Raw genomic sequence first — 16,068 nt, forward strand, 5'->3', positions numbered from 1 at the left:
GTTGATCGTGGATCGGTCGATCCAGCCTCGGGATGGGCATGTCGTGATTGCGGTGATCGACGGGGAGATGACGGTCAAACGGCTTTCGACTTCACCGACCGGCGTGGTGTTGAAGGCTGAGAATCCGGACTACCCGGATCTTCCGGTGGCTGAGCTGTCGGATTTCCGTATTTGGGGTGTGGCCACCACATGCCTGCACCACCTCTAGACTCCCCCAGCTCACACCGTCAGGACTATATCGCCCACGTGGACGTGAACTCGTTTTATGTCTCGTGTGAGCGGGTTTTCGATCCGACGTTGGAGGGCCGACCGGTGATCGTATTATCCAATAACGATGGGTGCGCGGTCGCACGCAGCAGTGAAGCCAAAGCGTTGGGTATTGGTATGGGTGAGCCTTGGTTCAAACTCGCTGCCGGTGCTGCGCGTTTGGGTCTGGTGGCGAAGTCTTCTAATCATGAGCTGTATGGGGAAATGTCAGCGAGGGTCATGAGACTACTGGCACGGTTCTCTGCCTGGGTGGAGGTCTACTCCATCGATGAAGCATTCCTCGGGGTGCGCGGCACCCTCGACGAACTGCAAACCCAGGCGAGAAGATCAAAGCCGAAGTGTTCCGGCTAACCGGATTACCTGTGTGCGTCGGGATTGCCAAGTCTACCGGTACAGCCGAGTATTCGTCAGTGGCCTATTGGACCCGATTCATTCGGATTCCGTCGTGAAATATGAATGTGGTTTTCAGGACTCGTATGCAGAGTCCTTCCTGACCGGAAGGGGACCCTCTACACAACACCGGATACGATCGTTTCTGGATGCCTCAGACGCTTGAACGTATTCCAAACGAGAGAGGTTAGGTTCCGGTCCATGAAAGATGATCAAAAGGTACTGAATTACCTCGCCCAGCTGAAGGATCGGGTTGAGAAGATCACAATGACCTTGCCGGAGGATTTCAGTGGTCGAGTCTATGTGCGTAGGCACTCTGTCGATTTAGATCTTCAAGGCCCTCGGCTCGGCGTCTTCACGCTGGTGCTGGGAGGCGAGGCACCGGAGCTTGTTTACGATGAGCAATATGTCGGATTCCGAACGATTCCCAAAGGGTTGGACGAGGTCATTAAATTTGCGGAAGAAACCATTGACGACGTTGCGACTTTTGCCCTCAGCTCAGAACCGCTAGTGGTTTACAAAAGCCCCATTTTTCGACGGTCGTATCTCTGCATACCAAGTAATCACGGACCGGAATGGAAGCTCAAGAGGTTCAGCTAAAGTGTCGAGGGCTGACGTCAGTGCCAAAGCCGTCAGCACTTCTGCCCAGAGATCTCCGTGCTGTGCCACCCGTACGCGGAACGCCAACTGGGACTAAGTTTGAGTTCAACGGAACGAACCCGGCACTATGGACGAATGAAGATTGAACTAACTCGTTTCCGAGTCCGCGAGAACACACAGAGCATCGTAGATGAGTGGATGCAATTCCTGACCGCGAATGCTGCCGCAGTTCGAGAGACACTTGAACCCGAACAAATGTACGTTGAGACGATTTTCTCGGAGACGATCGATGGAATCGATTACTTGTATTGGTACAGCGTCCAGGGCGAAGACGGTTCCGGCGTTGAACAATCAGAGCACTGGCTCGATGAAAAGCACATGCAGTACTGGCGCACATGCATCGATGACACCTTTCCTGCGGAAGATCTCACACCACGTGTCACGATGATTCCGGAACGCGTGGAAGCAGCAATGAAGCCGCTGGCGACGATCGGTGGGACGAGCTAACCAATCTTCCGATCGTTTCTCAAACGGGGAACGTCTAACGAAACGATGTCCGTATGTCGATCCCCTTACGGAACGCCAAAAACGATCGTTTTTGGGAAGCTATAAACCGCCATGCCAGCACTTTTTCAATATGGCAGTTTTCCAACGTTCTCGATTTCCCTAAACCGCTTCCCGAAACTCACTAGAGCCAAAACTTTATACAGATGTTTGTTGGGAAGGGGGCGATTTTAGAGTATTGCCCCTGAGATGTTCGAGAGCGTAGAAGAAGCTCATGTGAGCGATGCCAATCAGAACTGCCATCGGCAGTGGCATTAGATTGAGCAATGAGGAGGCCACTTCTTCGTTGATGTTGTCTCGTAGTTTGAACGAGTAATAGGTGAATCCAACGAACGTTCCTGACATGGCGGTACCAGCCGCATAGATGACGGCGATCCACACAGGCCACTTGTCTTCTTTTGCTGGTGACGAGTCGGGGGTTATATCTATTGTAGGTAGGTCTAGAATAAGGGCTTGGGCTATTCGTTTGCGGCTATCATAGAGAGCCCACATCGCTCGTATCTGATACCAGGGCGCGAAGCAGAGTGCGACAAAATAGAGATATTGCTTGGACGTAATCTGTGCAAAAACCTCGGCTGTCGTGGATTTACCGACGGTGTATTCGGCTAGTTCAATTCCGACGTTAACCGATAGATATATGTAGAATCCCAGTACAACGAAGTGTATGGCAATTGAGTTTACTGGTACTTGTTCAATAGCTGCCAGTTTCCCCAGCGCCGTTTTGTGGAGTGCACGTGCGGTGATCTCGTTATTTTCTGATAGACCGCTATCGAGCTGCGTTCGCCAGTGTTCGGCTCGCTTTCGCCCACGACTGGATGCGTTGATTTGAGTGAATGCTACAGCCAGGCCTACGAGGGTTGCTACAACCGCTAGTCCCTGGGATATGTTACTGATGAATTGGATCACGGGTCCATTATGTGTCAGAGTGCTCGCAATACGCGTAGACCGAGGCTGAACGCGCGGTAACGCTTAGGCGACCTCCATAGTCATCAGCTCCTTCCAATGCGTGGTGTAGCCAGGATTCCTCATCTTGCGCTTCATTTCCCAGGTCGTAGGCCGGCAGTACCTGGGCCAATAAACTTCACCCCATGCTCAGCGTGGATCTGGTACCTTGAGAACCATTCATTAACCCCGCTATGCTCTTGAAGCTGCTTGTAGCAGTATATGTTTCCAGGGTTAGAATGTCGGTTTGTCAAAGGGTGGACTCAGGGTGAGTTCAGCTTGGTGTCTCAGCCTGTTGCTCTTTGATTCTGCGGTAGAGAGTTGCGCGGGACATGCCCATGTCTTTGGCGACTTGGGTTGCTGGTTCGCCAGCTTGGATGAGTTTTGCTGCGGTGCGGATTTGGGAGTCGGTGAAGGCGGGACGCCGGCCGCCGAGGTCCCCGCCGATGGTGCGGCGTTTGGTGACGGAGTCGTTGATGCGTTCGCGTTTGATCTCCAACTCCATTTGCGCGAGTGCTGCCATGACGGTAAAAACCATAGCGCCCATTGGGGTTTTGGTGTCGACGTCGCCGCCGCCGAGATTCAGTACACGCAGTCCGTTATCACATTCTCGGAGTTCTTCTGCGAGTTCAAGAATTTTCTGAGTGGAGCGTCCGAGTCGGTCCAGGGTAGTGATTACCAAAGTGTCACCGGGGTGCAATGCCTCGTGTGCTCGGTCTAGTCCTGGGCGTTTGGCGAGTGCTCCGGAGAGACCATGGTCATTATAGAGGTCATCGCGCCGGATGCCGGCAGCAAGCAAGTCTTAGATTTGCCGGTCAGAGTCTTGGGCTTTGGTTGATACGCGGGCGTATCCGATCAGTTTGGTCATCGGTTCTTCGAAAGTGTCTCGCAACTAATGGTGCGGACAAGAATCTACGTCATTGGTTGCGACACATAGTTGCGAGAATTTCTGCATATTGAGTTTTCGCGGAATTTTCGTTGGGGGATTGGAACCCGATGAGACGTCTTGCAACCTTTCAGTTGCAAGACGTCTCACTGTCGCTAAGGATTCTTAGTGCTCACGTAGCACCCTAGGCCACATACCGTTCATCTACGAAAGTTTCGAACATTTCGTACAGGTTCGTTCCGTTCTCCGCAGCTTCAAGCGTGATCCTGAGATTGGTTTCATAACTTCGCTGAAATAGCGGATTTGTTTTCAGCAAGCCCTTAGTAGGGCGCAGAAGCTTCCCATCAGCTTGAAGGTGCGATTGTCCAAGCTGCACGAATGTGAGAAGTGAGGTTTCGTAGTAGCGACCTCCTGTCATGAGCATGTTACGTCGCGTCCAGGTCTTGGGGACCAAGACAAGAGGTTTACCCTGCCAATGCGGTAAGTGAACATTGCGCACGACCCAGGTTCGCGTAACGGGATCCCAGAGTTGCCTCATGACTGACTTGATGCCATCGCCATGCGTGGCGAACTGTGGGTAGTCAATAACCATTTGTTCCGTGAAATCGCACAGAACCTTGTAAATGATTCGTGTAGCGATGTCTGAAGTGCGATCGGCTCCCACGTTTTCAATGAACAAAGGCAGTGCTTCTAGCTGTTTCAATATAGCAACCTTAATCAGTGGACGAAGGTTGCTACTTAACTCGTCCCAAATGTCGCCACCGATGGTTTGTGCAGCACCGTGACCATGAAATCCAGTGCTGGCGTAACCTAATCGTGTTTCCCAGGGTTCTTCAAATTTGGTTAGCAGTTCGCGACCGTGCCTACGCTTGGCTGTATCTGAACTGAGTACAGAGGTGGTGATTTCGTCAAAGAATGAGTCAATGAGGTCCACTGCTGCAGATGCATAAGAGCATGACGAAGAGTTGATCCGAATGACTCGTGGGTCTAGGAATCGCCTATTGTCCGAATCGATATTCAGATCCTCGAAGGGGAAAGGGGCGGTGATGCCGTAGGCATCGGAAATTGAAATCATGGTAGATCTCTTTCCTGTGTAGGCACAGGAAGCGTTAGACAAGAACGATAAGAGTGTTCTAAAGTGTCATAGATACGGAAATGACATCTAGCGCTTACTGTGCAGGTGGCTGAAACCCGGGACCATTGGCGTGGTTCCGGGTTTTTTTATTCAGTAGATGGGATCTTACTGCGGTTTCCTTGGATTTCTGTATGGTGACGATTTAGATCAATGCAAAGAATGCCGTCCTGTTCATAAGGTGTCCATCGACGGCTAACCGATGTATCGATCTCATAGTGCTGCGTGAAGGCTATGGCGGCAACTATTACTTGTCCAGACTTTCCGGCTTTACGAAACTCATAGGAACGTGCGGAACGTTCAGCTGGTTTCAGACCGATAATGCGTGCGTCACGGTCAAACAACAACTCGACGATATCGGCTTTGTTGATTAATTCATGCGCCGCTGCATTCAACGATAATACGCCTGACTTCTGAACCGTCACGAATGGAGTTTTCGTTGATGGTGCGGAAGTGCGATCAAAAACTTCGAATCCCATTGAGACCCCTTTCTACTATCACAAGTGTACATCACAAATTCTATAAATCGATAGAGACGTTAGAAGCTTTCGGATTTTTTCAGATAATTTGCCATTGAGTTAGCAGCTCGAATCGGTTAGGAGCTCTAAAGCAGTGAAGCTTTATTGGCTTGCTCATGGGTTCGTAAGGTGAGTTGACTCCACGCATCTTGTGTTTATGAGCCAACACGTCTGAAAGTTTCAAAAGGGCGTGATGATCCGGTTTCAGATTCGTTCACATGCCCTACGAGAGACTTCTTCGATTAACCGGCGATGACGAAAATAAGCTCTGTGCGCACGTTAGTTATTGATTTTGAGATGGGTATGTGGATGCGCGCCAACAAGGTTGAATCGTCTTCTTTGCAACGCCATCAAGGATTTGGATAGATGTGAATGGGAGCTTTTCGTAGCCAGTAGGGATACATCTCGAGGCCCTGACACTGAATTAGACTTCTTGAGAACTAGACTCTTCCACGGTTTGCGCCCGGCGAGAATATGGGAGGCGTGGCATTGGATTTAATCGTCAGTGGAGTGTATCTAATCCATCATTCAGTCGGACCTCCGTGGTGTCATGGAGATTCACGAATGCGCGGAGCCATCCACCGATACCATCGACATAGTCTTTGAAGACATGCAAGATTTCTAATTGATCGAGAGCTATCTTCACCTCATCAAGCTTCTGATCGACTTTACGAAGTCGCTTACAGTGGAATTGTGGGGAGCGGTTGGTTTATCTTCTGCTCGTCTCTGGCTCAACTTCTTTGGGTATCGGTCTGGAGCGTTACACTCGCGATATGACTGAACCATCGGAATACGAGCTCGCAGCATGGCGTGACATCCAACGATTCAAGGGTCGTCCTCTGTCTCAAATGATAAGAAATGTTGGCGAGAAAGCATCCACTGGGGCTGTGAAACTGGGCAATCGTGCCACGCGGTACCTGGATAACCGCCCGAAAGTACAAGCGGTTTTTTCTCGTGGGCAAGACATAGCCGGCAAGGGCGCAAACGCAATCAGCACCGGAGCCCGTAAGGCCGCCGGGGCGATCCCTGACGGATTGGCCGACTGGAGCGGCTCCGCTTTAGGGTCGATGCGGCAAACGGTGGGACGCGTCTCACGCGCGGGACTCTCCCCTCAAAAAGTCGTGGCGAGGCACAAAAAGCGTGGACACGAAGTTGCCTTACTTCACGACTTGCGCCGCCTCGATCTCCAGCAGATTGACCTCGTTCGCGGACAAGGAACGAGCTGGGCTATCCGATAGCTGCAGCGTTGTCGGGCATGGGAGCAGGGTTGGTGATCTCCGGGGGAGAGCTGGCCATCCCTGTGACAGGTGGAGCTGCAGCAGCTCCTTCGGGCCCAGCCGTCGCCGGTGCTATTGTTGGCGACGCGGCGTGGGTTCTAGGCCTCGCTTCTCGTTCCGTCGGCCACGTCTCTTTGCTTTACGGCTACGATCCTGAGGAGCCAGGAGAGAAGGTATTCGTCATGTCTGTTGTTAACGCGGGTACGGCAATGTCCGCCAGCGCGAAGACCGCGGCAATGGCCGACATCTCGAAGCTCACCCAAGCGCTTGTCCGCGGCAAAACCTGGGCAGTATTGGACAAGTCAATTGTCGCGCAGGTTTCCCGGCAATTCGCGAATAAATTTGCTATTCGATTCACCAAGCAGGGGCTTGGCAAAGTCGTTCCCTTGGCTGGCATCGCCATTGGCGGCGCCTTCAACTGGGCCACTTTGGAGTCGATCGTCGATGCCGCCAGCATTGCGTACCGGCGACGATTCCTTCTAGAAAAGTACCCGCACCTTGCAGATGAGGAAGTGCGTTACCTAGTCCCGCATATGGGCCAGGGTGGCTCGGGCGGCGCTGACGAAGTAATCAGCGTGCTCGACGAGCCAGCTAAGTTGGGCGGCCCCGACCTGCACACAACCCAAACTACCTCCCGATGACCAATCAATCACTGGCTCTGGAACACTACCGCAACGGTGATTCAGGGGCAGAAAGAATTTCTTCCGTTGTCGAGCGTTTCATGGGAGGACTAGGGGGGGGTAGCCAGTCATGCCAGAGTTCTGTCGTGGGACTTCTGTTTTGAGCATTTTGCCGACGTGGAACGTGTGCGCAGTGACCGCCAAGCAAGTTGTATGCAGCTGGGCTACTATCTGGCCAGTTGGGGGATGTTGCGCGGCTCGTCCTATTTGTTTAAGAACACCAATGCTCGGCACTACCTGCAGGCACTTGAAGTGATTGAACGCTATACGTCCGAGATAAGGGGGCTCACCCCAGCAGACTTCGGTACGCAGCGGAATCAGGAACTGTTGGTTTCCGTATATCGGGAACTCGGAGATACCCTACTGCCTGAAGGCGGGCGACGGATCACTTTGGTCACCAAGACCATGATGGGAGTATGGGGTGTCTTCCCGTCATTGGATTCGTACTTCGTGCAGACTTTCGGGGCCATCGCCAAGGAGCGGAAGAAAGTCAACCCGTTCTCTAAGTTTAGTGTGAACACGGTGGAACTGATCGGAGAATTCTACGAAACTCATCAGAAGGAAATCGATCGGTTGGCGGCTGCCTATCAGACTGTTGATTTTGCTTCTGGTTTGCCGTCGGGGCGAAGTATCCCAGCGGCCAAGGTCATTGATATCTACGGGTTTGGTGCCACGTACTATCGCTGAGCCCACGGCGATGTCAACTACTCGAGTCTGGGTGGCTTCTGGATAGGATTTGACGCATTTTTTCACGACAGCACCCCGGTCGGACTCCAAGTATTCCTGCAATCTACTGAGTTCATGGGAGCTTGATCGTCTTATGTATTGGCGAGGGCAACGCTGGGGCAATCGGCTCATGCTCTCTGCGCCTCCAGAAAGTAAAACAGGCAATTGCTACACCCTCCGGTGTGACGGTTTGTTAGACAATCGCCTTGTCTACATCATGTATAGACATCTCTATATAGAACAACCTATACTTGAGTTATAGGCAAGTTCGATGTTTTGAGGGGTGGAGGAATTATGGGACAGGTGATGGAGCGTCCGCAGGCGTTGCAGAAGTTGGTGCGGTTGAATCTTCGTAAGCAGCTTGATGAGTTGGATTATAAGCGTGCGTTGAAAGCGGCTTATGAGGTGGCGCCGCAGGTGGAGATTGCGAAGGCTTTGGGGTTGACTCAGCCGACTGTGCATTCGGCGTTGAAATCGGCGAAGAATGTTGCTGATGTGGTGGCTGATTTTGAATCGGCGACGCCGTTGGAGGCTTGCCAGCGTTATGCTGCGGGTCTTGTGGTCCGGGAGGAATTGGTTCGCCAGTTGGTGGCGTGGCCGTATAAGACGGTGCCTGAGCCAAATGAGTTTGGTGAGTATGAAGAATCGCGTCGTGGGTCGTTTCATGATGTGGTGAGTGCTGAATATATGGGTCTGATTGACACCTCGATTTATGATGAGGTTTTCGAACGTTTAGCTGCCAAGAGCAGTTAGAAGAGGATAGTAAATAGTGACTCATGAGCAGGAGATTGAGCGGCACAGGCAGACCCTGAGGCAGCTTAATGCTGATAGTCGCGCGGCGCTTAGCGGGCCTCAATCTACTTTGAGTAATCCTGCGTATTTTGAAACTATCCCAGGGGTTGCTTCTCGGCCGACGGCTGAGCGTGAGGTGTTGCATAAAAAGTGGATCAGCCAGGTTATTGAGTTGGCCGGTGGCGGTGCTGAAGGTGGCCGGGCGGTGGTGATGGCTGGTCCTCCTGGTGCAGGTAAGGGAACAGTGCAGAAGGACATTTTGAAACTGGACGGTTATGTTGTCTGTGATCCGGATATTTTCAAAGAGTTGATCTTGGAGCATGAGTTGGACAGTGGTCAGCTGGAGCTGTTGAAGTCAGCACAGGTTAAGGAACTTGAGGCTGCTGGCGAGGTTTTTGCGCCGATGGATTTTTCGACGCAGGTGCATCGAGAAGCAGTGATGCTACGCGACTTGTTGCAGGACGAGCTGATGAGCAAAAATATCAATTTTGTTCTTGACACCGTACTGTCCAGCGAACGCGCGGCTGAGGCGATCATGGAGGAACTGGATGATAGTCAATACAGGTATTTCGTGGTGAGTGTTCAAGCCTCTGAGAAGCTGACTCAAGAAGGTATCCGCCAGCGGTGGGAGGATGGTTATCGTCAGTTCTTGGATGGGGAGTCGACGCTTAAAGGAAAAATTGGCGGGCGTCCGGTCCCTTCGGAGTTTGCGCGGAGTGTATACGGGAACGATGGTGTTTCTGTGACCGAAGGAACCTCTCGAAGGCTCGCTGAACGGGGTTCTGGTGTTGAGGGGTTTCAACAGTACCGGCGTGTAGAAGGTCGGCCGCATGTCTTGGAAAAAGACCTGGTCACACGAGACGGTATGTTGATCTCAAAAGCTGCGGATAGGCAGCGTTCGGCGTTCCTAGCGCATAGCAGTTCGGTGCGTCCGAGAGGGAAATCTAGTGGTCGGGGCGATTCTGGAATACAACGATAATTGCAGCGTATGAGTATCGAAATGTTCGATTTGAAGTGAAGAGCTATTGACACGTTTCATCTGACTGGTTTTAAACCGTAGACCGGGCATTCAGAGGCCGCGTCTATCGTCCTAGTCCATGGTCGGGTACGTTGACGCTGCTGCAGGTGGGGTGGTTCGGCCTTCGTGATGAACTCTTCAGATGCGGGGCTGGTTTTTAGAGAGGTTTGGATTGGTTGGGGAAAGCCGGCGGCACGTACTTTCTGGCTTTGGGTTTCCTCTTCTGAGTCCGTCATGTCCAGGTAATCGTGTGTTGGAACTGGGGAGAGATCGAGGATGTTGTTCTGGTCAGCATCTTCAACGAGGAATAGTGCTGCTTGGCCGATCTCATTTTTTATCCATGTGAGTGCACCGTGGTGATTAGGGGTCCAGGTATGTGGGTCTTGGGGAAGTCCCAGATGTTCCGCGACGAGGGGAGCGACGGCGGGATGCGAGAGTGTTTCGTTGAGGGTTTGTGTGCCCTCGCCTCTGGTGATGGAAATTCTGGCGGCATTGTCATTGTGCGGCTCTCTGGAAGATGCCGTCCTTGCTGATAGAGCGGAGCGGTTCTGGGTCGAAGTGCACGCCCAGATCGATCTGTCGGAGAACCGGCCGGGAAAGCTGCTGCGAGGCTATATCCGAGCATTGACATCGGACAGCGTCCTCATCAGGGAATCATGCTCACCAACTTCCCTGCTGCTTATTCTGGGATTGGAGCAGCCCATACAGAAGCTCCCTGAAAGAGACGCACACGCATGGCGTGAGGCGTTCGCCATTGATGGAATCGACTCCAGCACATCCTTGGCACTACGTTTCGCAGCAGAAAAACTCGCATCCGCAGTAGGTACGCCCTATCTCACGATGAACGAGCTTGTAGCTGCGCGAAGGCGACTATTGGAACTCGCGGAAATCGCCTAGTGCCGGGCTCCGCCCGGGCACTTTCTGATTGGGATTGACTGGCGATTATGCTTACCTGTGCGCTCAGCAATCCCTTCCGTATCAGGCGCGTCGAGATAGAAGAACTTTTCCTCTGCATGAGATGGTTCGACTAGGAACCGTCCCGAAAACCACCGCTTGTTCCTCAGTCAATTATTGATCGGTCGACATATCACCACGCTTCCTTGTACCGTCGCGGGGCTTAGCGCTTAATCCGTCCCCATTACTGCCAAGGTCCCTTAGCATGACGGAACAATGGTCCCGGAGCAATCTCCGAGCCTAATGAACGTGCCATCCTTGGTGCTGGCCGTTGCCCGGAGTGTTACGGTGTCCCCGTCCCTGAGGAACGTGAACTCGCTTCCGTCTGCCAGCGCCAGCGGCTCCTCTCCGCCCCATGAAAGTTCCAGAAACGAGCCGCGCTGGTTCTTTTCGGGTCCGGAAATTGTTCCGCCGGCGAAAAAGTCGCCGGGTCGCAGGGTTGCCCCGTTGACCGTCATGTGGGCGAGCATCTGTGCAGCAGTCCAGTAGGTGCTCGCAAAGGGGGGTCGGGCAACCGTTTCTCCGTTGAGGATGACTTCGATCTGGATCTCGAAGCCCCAGGGTTTCAGATCCGCATCGTCAAGGTACTCTGCAAGGGGTGTGTCACGGACGGGCGGAGCAGTTCGTGCAAATTCAAGGGCCGCAATAGGCGTGACCCATGGCGAGATTGAGGTCGCGAAAGATTTTCCGAGGTTGGGGCCTAGTGGAACGTATTCAAAGGCTTGAATGTCTCGCGCCGACCAGTCGTTGGTAAGTGTCAAGCCGAAAATGTGATGATCCGCCTGCTCGAGCTTGACTTCTCCGGTTGGCGCGCTTCCACCGAGTACGAAGCCAATCTCGGCTTCGATGTCCAATCTACGTGAAACCCCGAACGATGGGTCGGCGTCGATTTCTGGCCGCATTCCCTTGGGCCGCGGGACTGGGGTATTGGATGGAATTATCGATCCAGAACGGCCATGGTAGCCGATGGGCAGATGCTTCCAATTTGGGGTCAGTGGCGGCTGGGTGGGACGGAAGATGCGACCGACGTTCGTTGCATGGTGTTCGTTTCCGTAGAAGTCGACATAATCACCAACCGTAAAGGGCATGTGGAGGTGTACGTCGCCCACCGGGTAGGAGCTTTCTAACAGATCATCGGATCGGCCGAGCTCTGTCAGAATAGTGCGCAAGCATTCACGTAGCTCTGACCAGACCATGTGTCCCGCCGTAAGCAGAGCATCGAGGTTGGGTGATTCTGCTACCGCTTTTACTTCGGGCGATACGTTTACTGCGTGTTCGAGCACGGTTGCAACAGCATAAACGTTGTCACCGAGACGGATACCCAATTGCGCTTTTGTGGAACCTGGCGCTGAGAACGAGGCGTAGGGGAGATGAGCCAGTCCAAAGCCGTCGGATTCGGTTCGTGCAAGATTTTCGGCCAGTGTTGGCATTATTGATTGCTCCTCTTAAGGCTGTTTTCGAGATGTTCTGTTACCGGAGTGCATCCAGTCCGATGTCAGTCCCATGTCGATGAGAGATTGGATTGGTTCTCCGATGCTGCAAGTCCCGAAAGATTCGAAATCGGCGCGCCATGCTGTCGATGGGATCTTTGAGATGCGGTGAGCGATTTCGACGTGGTCTTCGATTTCAAGAATCTCTGCCATTTCGTGCACCAGTGCGTGTCGGTGGGCTGCCTCGGTAGCCAAGGCAATATTGAGAAATCCGTGGTGGGTGAAGCCTGTTACCGGATTTGTGTGCCGGGTTGCCTGGTGCAATCCTGCGGTGAGTTTGAAAGGTAGTTGACACTGCACGGCGTTTGAAATGACGTAGGCCAATTCAAGTGGGGTGGGAAATAGCTGTGCTTCAAGTCCTCCAGTGCGGTACTTCAGTTTGACTGCGCTGCCTTTGAGTACTTCGAGGGCACCTTCCCTGATCTGCTGGATATCCAGTTCGATATAGCGACTTGCCGTTGTTTCGATTGCGACAAATTCCTCTACTGCGTTGCGCCACTCTGTAGGACTTGTTTTCAATTCCATTCCGACGATGCTGATCCCCGGTAGGGGATGCCGGCAGATTTCCAACGCTTTGCTGAGCTCCCCCTTTTGGATGATCAGTCCAACTGCTAGGGGATGATGCTCAAGTTGAACTCCAAGCTCATCGGCTGAGTGTAGGGCATGGGCGTGGGCCTCCTCAATCTGATCCATTCGTAGTAAGATCGGGCCGACCAACGGGGCATCTTTCATCGATCGCCGGGCCAAGTGATCTTCAATAGCTTGCCCCAGCGGGGCGAGCCCCGGGGGAAATACCGCTGCATCGTCAAAGAATCCCAACAGGCCGCGCGTCACATCATTTTTCATTGATCCAGCGCCCTCCGGTCCAGGAAGACGCATAAAGCCCATCGTCCGAGGCCAATGCGGCTTCGCCCAAATCAAGGGGGCGGAAGGTATCTACCATGACACCCAGCTCGTCGAAGTATTCTTTGCCGAGGCTCGCTTCAATGGCGCCAGGCTGAGGCCCGTGGGCATGCCCACCCGGGTGCACGGACACCGAGCCCACACCGATACCAGACCCCTTGCGGGCCTCGTAATCGCCGCCGACGTAGAACATGATTTCGTCGGAGTCCACATTGGAGTGGTAGTAGGGGACGGGGATCGAGTCCGGGTGATAGTCCACCTTACGGGGCACAAAGTTGCACACCACGAAGTTGTTTCCCTCAAAGACTTGGTGAACTGGTGGTGGCTGATGAACCTTGCCAGTGATCGGCATATAGTCCTTGATGTTGAAGATATAAGGGTAGAGGCAACCGTCCCACCCCACCACGTCAAAGGGGTGCTCCGGAACTGTGTGAATGGTCCCGGCAAGCCCATTTGGCCCGCTGCCTCGGTGCTTGATGTAGATCTCCACGTCCTGTTCCTGGACGAGCAATGGCGTGTCGGGGCCCCGGAGGTCGCGTTCACAGTACGGGGCGTGCTCCAAAAGCTGGCCATGCTTCGACAGATACTGCCGGGCCGGGCCGATGTGACTGCTGGCTTCGATGAAGTACAGGCGCGCATCCGAGCCTTCAGGGATGACCCAGCGGTGCGTAGTCGCGCGGGGAATGATTGCGTAGTCGCCCTCGTCGACAGTGAGGGAACCAAAGACTGTCTCAAGGATTGCCGCGCCGGATTCGACGTAGACACATTCATCACCGACCGCGTTGCGGTAGAGGGGAGAGGTCTGCGCCACCCAGGCGTAGCTTATACGAACGTCATTGTTGCCAAGCAGAAGCCGGCGACTCGTGACCGCATCCGAGGCGTGGGCCTCGGAATTGGTGAATAAGTCGTGCAGCTTCAGGTGCCGCGGGATGAGCGGGGCATTTGAAACCAACGACTGGTCAGGAAGGTCCCATATGCGTGCGGCCACCAGGGCTGACGGAATGTTGCGGTGGTAGAGCAATGAGGAATCCGAAGAGAATCCTTCCTCACCCATGAGCTCCTCATAGAGCAAGTCCGCGGTCGCGGATCGAAACACCGTGTGTCGGGTTCGGGGAACGGAACCAACTTGGCGATAAAAGGCCACTAGAACTCCTTAGGTTGCGGAGGAATCGAATGACTTAATAGTACACGCTTATACAAATAATGCGATAAAAGTCACTCGACGGAATCTGGCAACCGGGACGTGGGTGCGTATTTGGGCGGTAGATTGGCGGAATGACTGAGAGCAAAAAGCGTGAGACGCAGCCAGGGATGAATCCAGCCGATTACTGGTCGTTCGCGGAGATGGCAAGCCGGCGCATTGCCGAGGAAATGGATGACATTGATTCTGTGGCGACAAAGCTCATCATTACACTCAATCGCGCCGCCAATCTTGTCGTCTACGATCTTGAATCCACCGTCCATCGCCCGCGCGGCATGTCATGGGCGGCATTCCGCGTGCTGTTCGTTGTATGGCTGGCAGGGCCCCTCGAATCCGGCAGGGCGGCAAAATTCGCGGGAATGAGCCGAGCTGCCGTATCGAACCTGACCAATACGCTTGTCAGCAAGGATTATCTCGTCAAGGAGCCCTCTGAAGCAGATGGGCGGACAACACTACTACGGCTGACCGACGCTGGCACGGAATATGCGCGGGCTGCATTTGCTGAGCAGAATGCGCAAGAGGCACGCTGGGCTTCTACGCTCACCGATGTCGAGCAGCAACTGCTGGTCATGTTGCTCGAAAAGCTCATTTCCCAGCGAGGAAAGGCCGGGGCGCGACTCCGGGACTAGTTCGCTAAAATAGGCGCCGAACCCTCTTTTCTTTTTCATATGACATGGGTTACAGTTGACCTCACTTTGTACATGGTTTAACGAAATGAGTGACAATGTCGGTGAAAGAGTTCGCTTCTACTGGCGACCTGGTCGAAAAAAAGCAGACTTTGGAAATCCTGGCGGACGGGGTGTACGCCCTGACCGCCGAAGGCGATCCCAATATCGGAGCCATCGAAGGCGAGGACTTTGTCGTATGCTTCGAATCCTTGGCCACCCCGGTGGCCACCGGAAAGTGGGTTGAACTGCTCCGGGAGCATACAACCAAACCGATTCGGTTTGTGGTGCTGTCGCATTACCACGCGGTCAGGGCCTTGGGGGCATCGGCGTTCGGTGCCCAAGCCGTCATCGCCCACGAGAACACGATGCGCCTCATCGAGGAACGTGGGCTGGAAGACTGGAAAAGCGAATTTGCCCGGTTCCCGAGGCTGGCACAGAATGAGGAATCCATCCCGGGCCTGACCTTCCCCACCATCACCTTCAGTGAGCGCATGACCATTCCCCTCGGTGGCGACCGCGGTGACCTCGTTCTTGAGCACGTTGGTCGAGGCCACACCGACGGAGATCTGGTTGCGTGGCTTCCAAAACACAAAATCCTCTTTGCTGGCGACCTCATGGAGTCGGAAGCAGCGCTTTACACTGGGGACTCTTTCCACTTTGACTGGGCAGGTCGGACCTTAGATTCGGTCCAGTCTTTTGGCGCCGAACTCGTAGTTGGCGGCCGAGGCCCAGTCATCCGCGGCTCCAACAACGTGGCATTAGCCATCGCGCAGAGCCGTTCTTTCCTGCAAACAATGATTCGGGAAACAACATCAGCCAAGGAATCCGGCGGCGACCTCAAATCGGCCTTCAACGCGTGCCACTCAGCCCTAGTGGACGATTACGGCATATGGCCAATTTTTGAGCACTGCCTGCCCTTCAACGTAGCCAGACTTTGGGAAGAACTCCACGGAATCGATCGCCCCATGATCTGGACCCCTCAACGTGACCGCGAGATCTGGGCTCAATTACAAAGCTGAGAATCCTCTTATGCAGCATTGACATAGTTCCCCAGCGGTTT

At 53.7% G+C, this 16,068-nt stretch carries 18 protein-coding genes and 2 pseudogenes; 12 read left to right on the top strand and 8 right to left on the bottom strand.

Annotated elements, in window-relative coordinates; translation table 11 throughout:
* The 4 genes and pseudogenes from VJ369_RS07320 to VJ369_RS07335 all read left to right on the top strand — a co-directional run.
* A partial coding sequence (locus VJ369_RS07320) for a S24 family peptidase (protein ID WP_324091433.1) occupies nt 1-208 on the top strand: 208 nt, incomplete at its 5' end.
* Nucleotides 190-677 (top strand): annotated as a pseudogene (locus VJ369_RS07325) (DNA polymerase V subunit UmuC); the annotation flags it as partial. The gene VJ369_RS07320 and the pseudogene VJ369_RS07325, both read left to right, overlap by 19 nt.
* A gap of 181 nt (nt 678-858) precedes the next feature.
* Nucleotides 859-1,257, top strand: a complete 399-nt coding sequence (locus VJ369_RS07330; RefSeq protein ID WP_324091434.1) for a hypothetical protein — start codon at nt 859-861, stop codon at nt 1,255-1,257.
* 135 nt (nt 1,258-1,392) lie between these two features.
* The gene (locus VJ369_RS07335; protein WP_324091435.1) at nt 1,393-1,764 is read left to right on the top strand and encodes a DUF6176 family protein; all 372 of its coding nucleotides are present in this window, start codon (nt 1,393-1,395) and stop codon (nt 1,762-1,764) included.
* Between the two features lie 195 nt (nt 1,765-1,959).
* Here VJ369_RS07335 and VJ369_RS07340 read toward each other — a convergent pair whose 3' ends face one another.
* The 5 genes and pseudogenes from VJ369_RS07340 to VJ369_RS07355 all read right to left on the bottom strand — a co-directional run bounded on the left by VJ369_RS07340 (nt 1,960) and on the right by VJ369_RS07355 (nt 5,260).
* Nucleotides 1,960-2,727: a hypothetical protein gene (locus VJ369_RS07340; RefSeq protein ID WP_324091436.1), complete on the bottom strand. Its 768-nt coding sequence runs from the start codon at nt 2,725-2,727 to the stop codon at nt 1,960-1,962.
* Nucleotides 2,728-2,790: 63 nt separating this feature from the next.
* Nucleotides 2,791-2,862: a DUF4113 domain-containing protein gene (locus VJ369_RS19155; protein WP_414652633.1), complete on the bottom strand. Its 72-nt coding sequence runs from the start codon at nt 2,860-2,862 to the stop codon at nt 2,791-2,793.
* Between the two features lie 175 nt (nt 2,863-3,037).
* A pseudogene (locus tag VJ369_RS07345) lies at nt 3,038-3,631 on the bottom strand (recombinase family protein).
* A 202-nt stretch (nt 3,632-3,833) separates the two neighbouring features.
* A complete protein-coding gene (locus VJ369_RS07350; protein ID WP_324091437.1) occupies nt 3,834-4,724 on the bottom strand; it encodes a hypothetical protein in 891 nt (296 codons plus the stop codon).
* A 146-nt stretch (nt 4,725-4,870) separates the two neighbouring features.
* Nucleotides 4,871-5,260 (bottom strand): hypothetical protein, encoded by a 390-nt coding sequence (locus VJ369_RS07355; RefSeq protein ID WP_324091438.1) that lies wholly within the window; start codon nt 5,258-5,260, stop codon nt 4,871-4,873.
* Nucleotides 5,261-6,186: 926 nt separating this feature from the next.
* Between VJ369_RS07355 and VJ369_RS07360 the strand changes: the two genes are divergently transcribed.
* From VJ369_RS07360 to VJ369_RS07385, 6 genes are all read left to right on the top strand, one after another.
* The gene (locus VJ369_RS07360) at nt 6,187-6,537 is read left to right on the top strand and encodes a hypothetical protein (RefSeq protein ID WP_324091439.1); all 351 of its coding nucleotides are present in this window, start codon (nt 6,187-6,189) and stop codon (nt 6,535-6,537) included.
* Between the two features lie 17 nt (nt 6,538-6,554).
* Nucleotides 6,555-7,217 carry an EcsC family protein gene (locus tag VJ369_RS07365; protein ID WP_324091496.1) on the top strand — a complete coding sequence of 221 codons (663 nt, stop codon included), beginning with the start codon at nt 6,555-6,557 and terminating at the stop codon, nt 7,215-7,217.
* A 156-nt stretch (nt 7,218-7,373) separates the two neighbouring features.
* Nucleotides 7,374-7,943 carry a hypothetical protein gene (locus VJ369_RS07370; protein WP_324091440.1) on the top strand — a complete coding sequence of 190 codons (570 nt, stop codon included), beginning with the start codon at nt 7,374-7,376 and terminating at the stop codon, nt 7,941-7,943.
* A gap of 333 nt (nt 7,944-8,276) precedes the next feature.
* Nucleotides 8,277-8,735: a hypothetical protein gene (locus VJ369_RS07375; RefSeq protein ID WP_324091441.1), complete on the top strand. Its 459-nt coding sequence runs from the start codon at nt 8,277-8,279 to the stop codon at nt 8,733-8,735.
* A gap of 16 nt (nt 8,736-8,751) precedes the next feature.
* Nucleotides 8,752-9,753, top strand: a complete 1,002-nt coding sequence (locus tag VJ369_RS07380; protein ID WP_324091442.1) for a zeta toxin family protein — start codon at nt 8,752-8,754, stop codon at nt 9,751-9,753.
* A gap of 495 nt (nt 9,754-10,248) precedes the next feature.
* Nucleotides 10,249-10,689, top strand: a complete 441-nt coding sequence (locus VJ369_RS07385) for a hypothetical protein (RefSeq protein WP_324091443.1) — start codon at nt 10,249-10,251, stop codon at nt 10,687-10,689.
* Nucleotides 10,690-10,946: 257 nt separating this feature from the next.
* Here VJ369_RS07385 and fahA read toward each other — a convergent pair whose 3' ends face one another.
* The 3 genes from fahA to VJ369_RS07400 form a co-directional block, all read right to left on the bottom strand.
* A complete protein-coding gene (gene fahA / locus VJ369_RS07390) occupies nt 10,947-12,176 on the bottom strand; it encodes a fumarylacetoacetase (protein WP_324091444.1) in 1,230 nt (409 codons plus the stop codon).
* Nucleotides 12,177-12,191: 15 nt separating this feature from the next.
* Nucleotides 12,192-12,968, bottom strand: a complete 777-nt coding sequence (locus VJ369_RS07395; protein ID WP_324091445.1) for a hypothetical protein — start codon at nt 12,966-12,968, stop codon at nt 12,192-12,194.
* 103 nt (nt 12,969-13,071) lie between these two features.
* Nucleotides 13,072-14,283, bottom strand: a complete 1,212-nt coding sequence (locus VJ369_RS07400) for a homogentisate 1,2-dioxygenase (protein WP_324091446.1) — start codon at nt 14,281-14,283, stop codon at nt 13,072-13,074.
* 131 nt (nt 14,284-14,414) lie between these two features.
* Here VJ369_RS07400 and VJ369_RS07405 point away from each other — a divergent pair, with 131 nt between their 5' ends.
* Nucleotides 14,415-14,969, top strand: a complete 555-nt coding sequence (locus VJ369_RS07405) for a MarR family winged helix-turn-helix transcriptional regulator (RefSeq protein ID WP_324091447.1) — start codon at nt 14,415-14,417, stop codon at nt 14,967-14,969.
* A gap of 95 nt (nt 14,970-15,064) precedes the next feature.
* A complete protein-coding gene (locus VJ369_RS07410) occupies nt 15,065-16,027 on the top strand; it encodes an MBL fold metallo-hydrolase (RefSeq protein ID WP_324091448.1) in 963 nt (320 codons plus the stop codon).
* The last annotated feature ends 41 nt before the right edge of the window (nt 16,028-16,068 follow it).

This window comes from Glutamicibacter sp. (assembly GCF_035257265.1).
GTDB lineage: Bacteria > Actinomycetota > Actinomycetes > Actinomycetales > Micrococcaceae > Glutamicibacter.

What these genes read in the sequence shown, in the direction of transcription:
- VJ369_RS07330 (WP_324091434.1), top strand. Translation starts at nt 859, where the DNA reads ATGAAAGATGATCAAAAGGTACTGAATTACCTCGCCCAGCTGAAGGAT.
- VJ369_RS07335 (WP_324091435.1), top strand. Translation starts at nt 1,393, where the DNA reads ATGAAGATTGAACTAACTCGTTTCCGAGTCCGCGAGAACACACAGAGC.
- VJ369_RS07350 (WP_324091437.1), bottom strand. Translation starts at nt 4,724, where the DNA reads ATGATTTCAATTTCCGATGCCTACGGCATCACCGCCCCTTTCCCCTTC.
- VJ369_RS07355 (WP_324091438.1), bottom strand. Translation starts at nt 5,260, where the DNA reads ATGGGATTCGAAGTTTTTGATCGCACTTCCGCACCATCAACGAAAACT.
- VJ369_RS07365 (WP_324091496.1), top strand. Translation starts at nt 6,555, where the DNA reads ATGGGAGCAGGGTTGGTGATCTCCGGGGGAGAGCTGGCCATCCCTGTG.
- VJ369_RS07375 (WP_324091441.1), top strand. Translation starts at nt 8,277, where the DNA reads ATGGGACAGGTGATGGAGCGTCCGCAGGCGTTGCAGAAGTTGGTGCGG.
- fahA (WP_324091444.1), bottom strand. Translation starts at nt 12,176, where the DNA reads ATGCCAACACTGGCCGAAAATCTTGCACGAACCGAATCCGACGGCTTT.
- VJ369_RS07395 (WP_324091445.1), bottom strand. Translation starts at nt 12,968, where the DNA reads ATGAAAGATGCCCCGTTGGTCGGCCCGATCTTACTACGAATGGATCAG.
- VJ369_RS07405 (WP_324091447.1), top strand. Translation starts at nt 14,415, where the DNA reads ATGACTGAGAGCAAAAAGCGTGAGACGCAGCCAGGGATGAATCCAGCC.
- VJ369_RS07410 (WP_324091448.1), top strand. Translation starts at nt 15,065, where the DNA reads ATGTCGGTGAAAGAGTTCGCTTCTACTGGCGACCTGGTCGAAAAAAAG.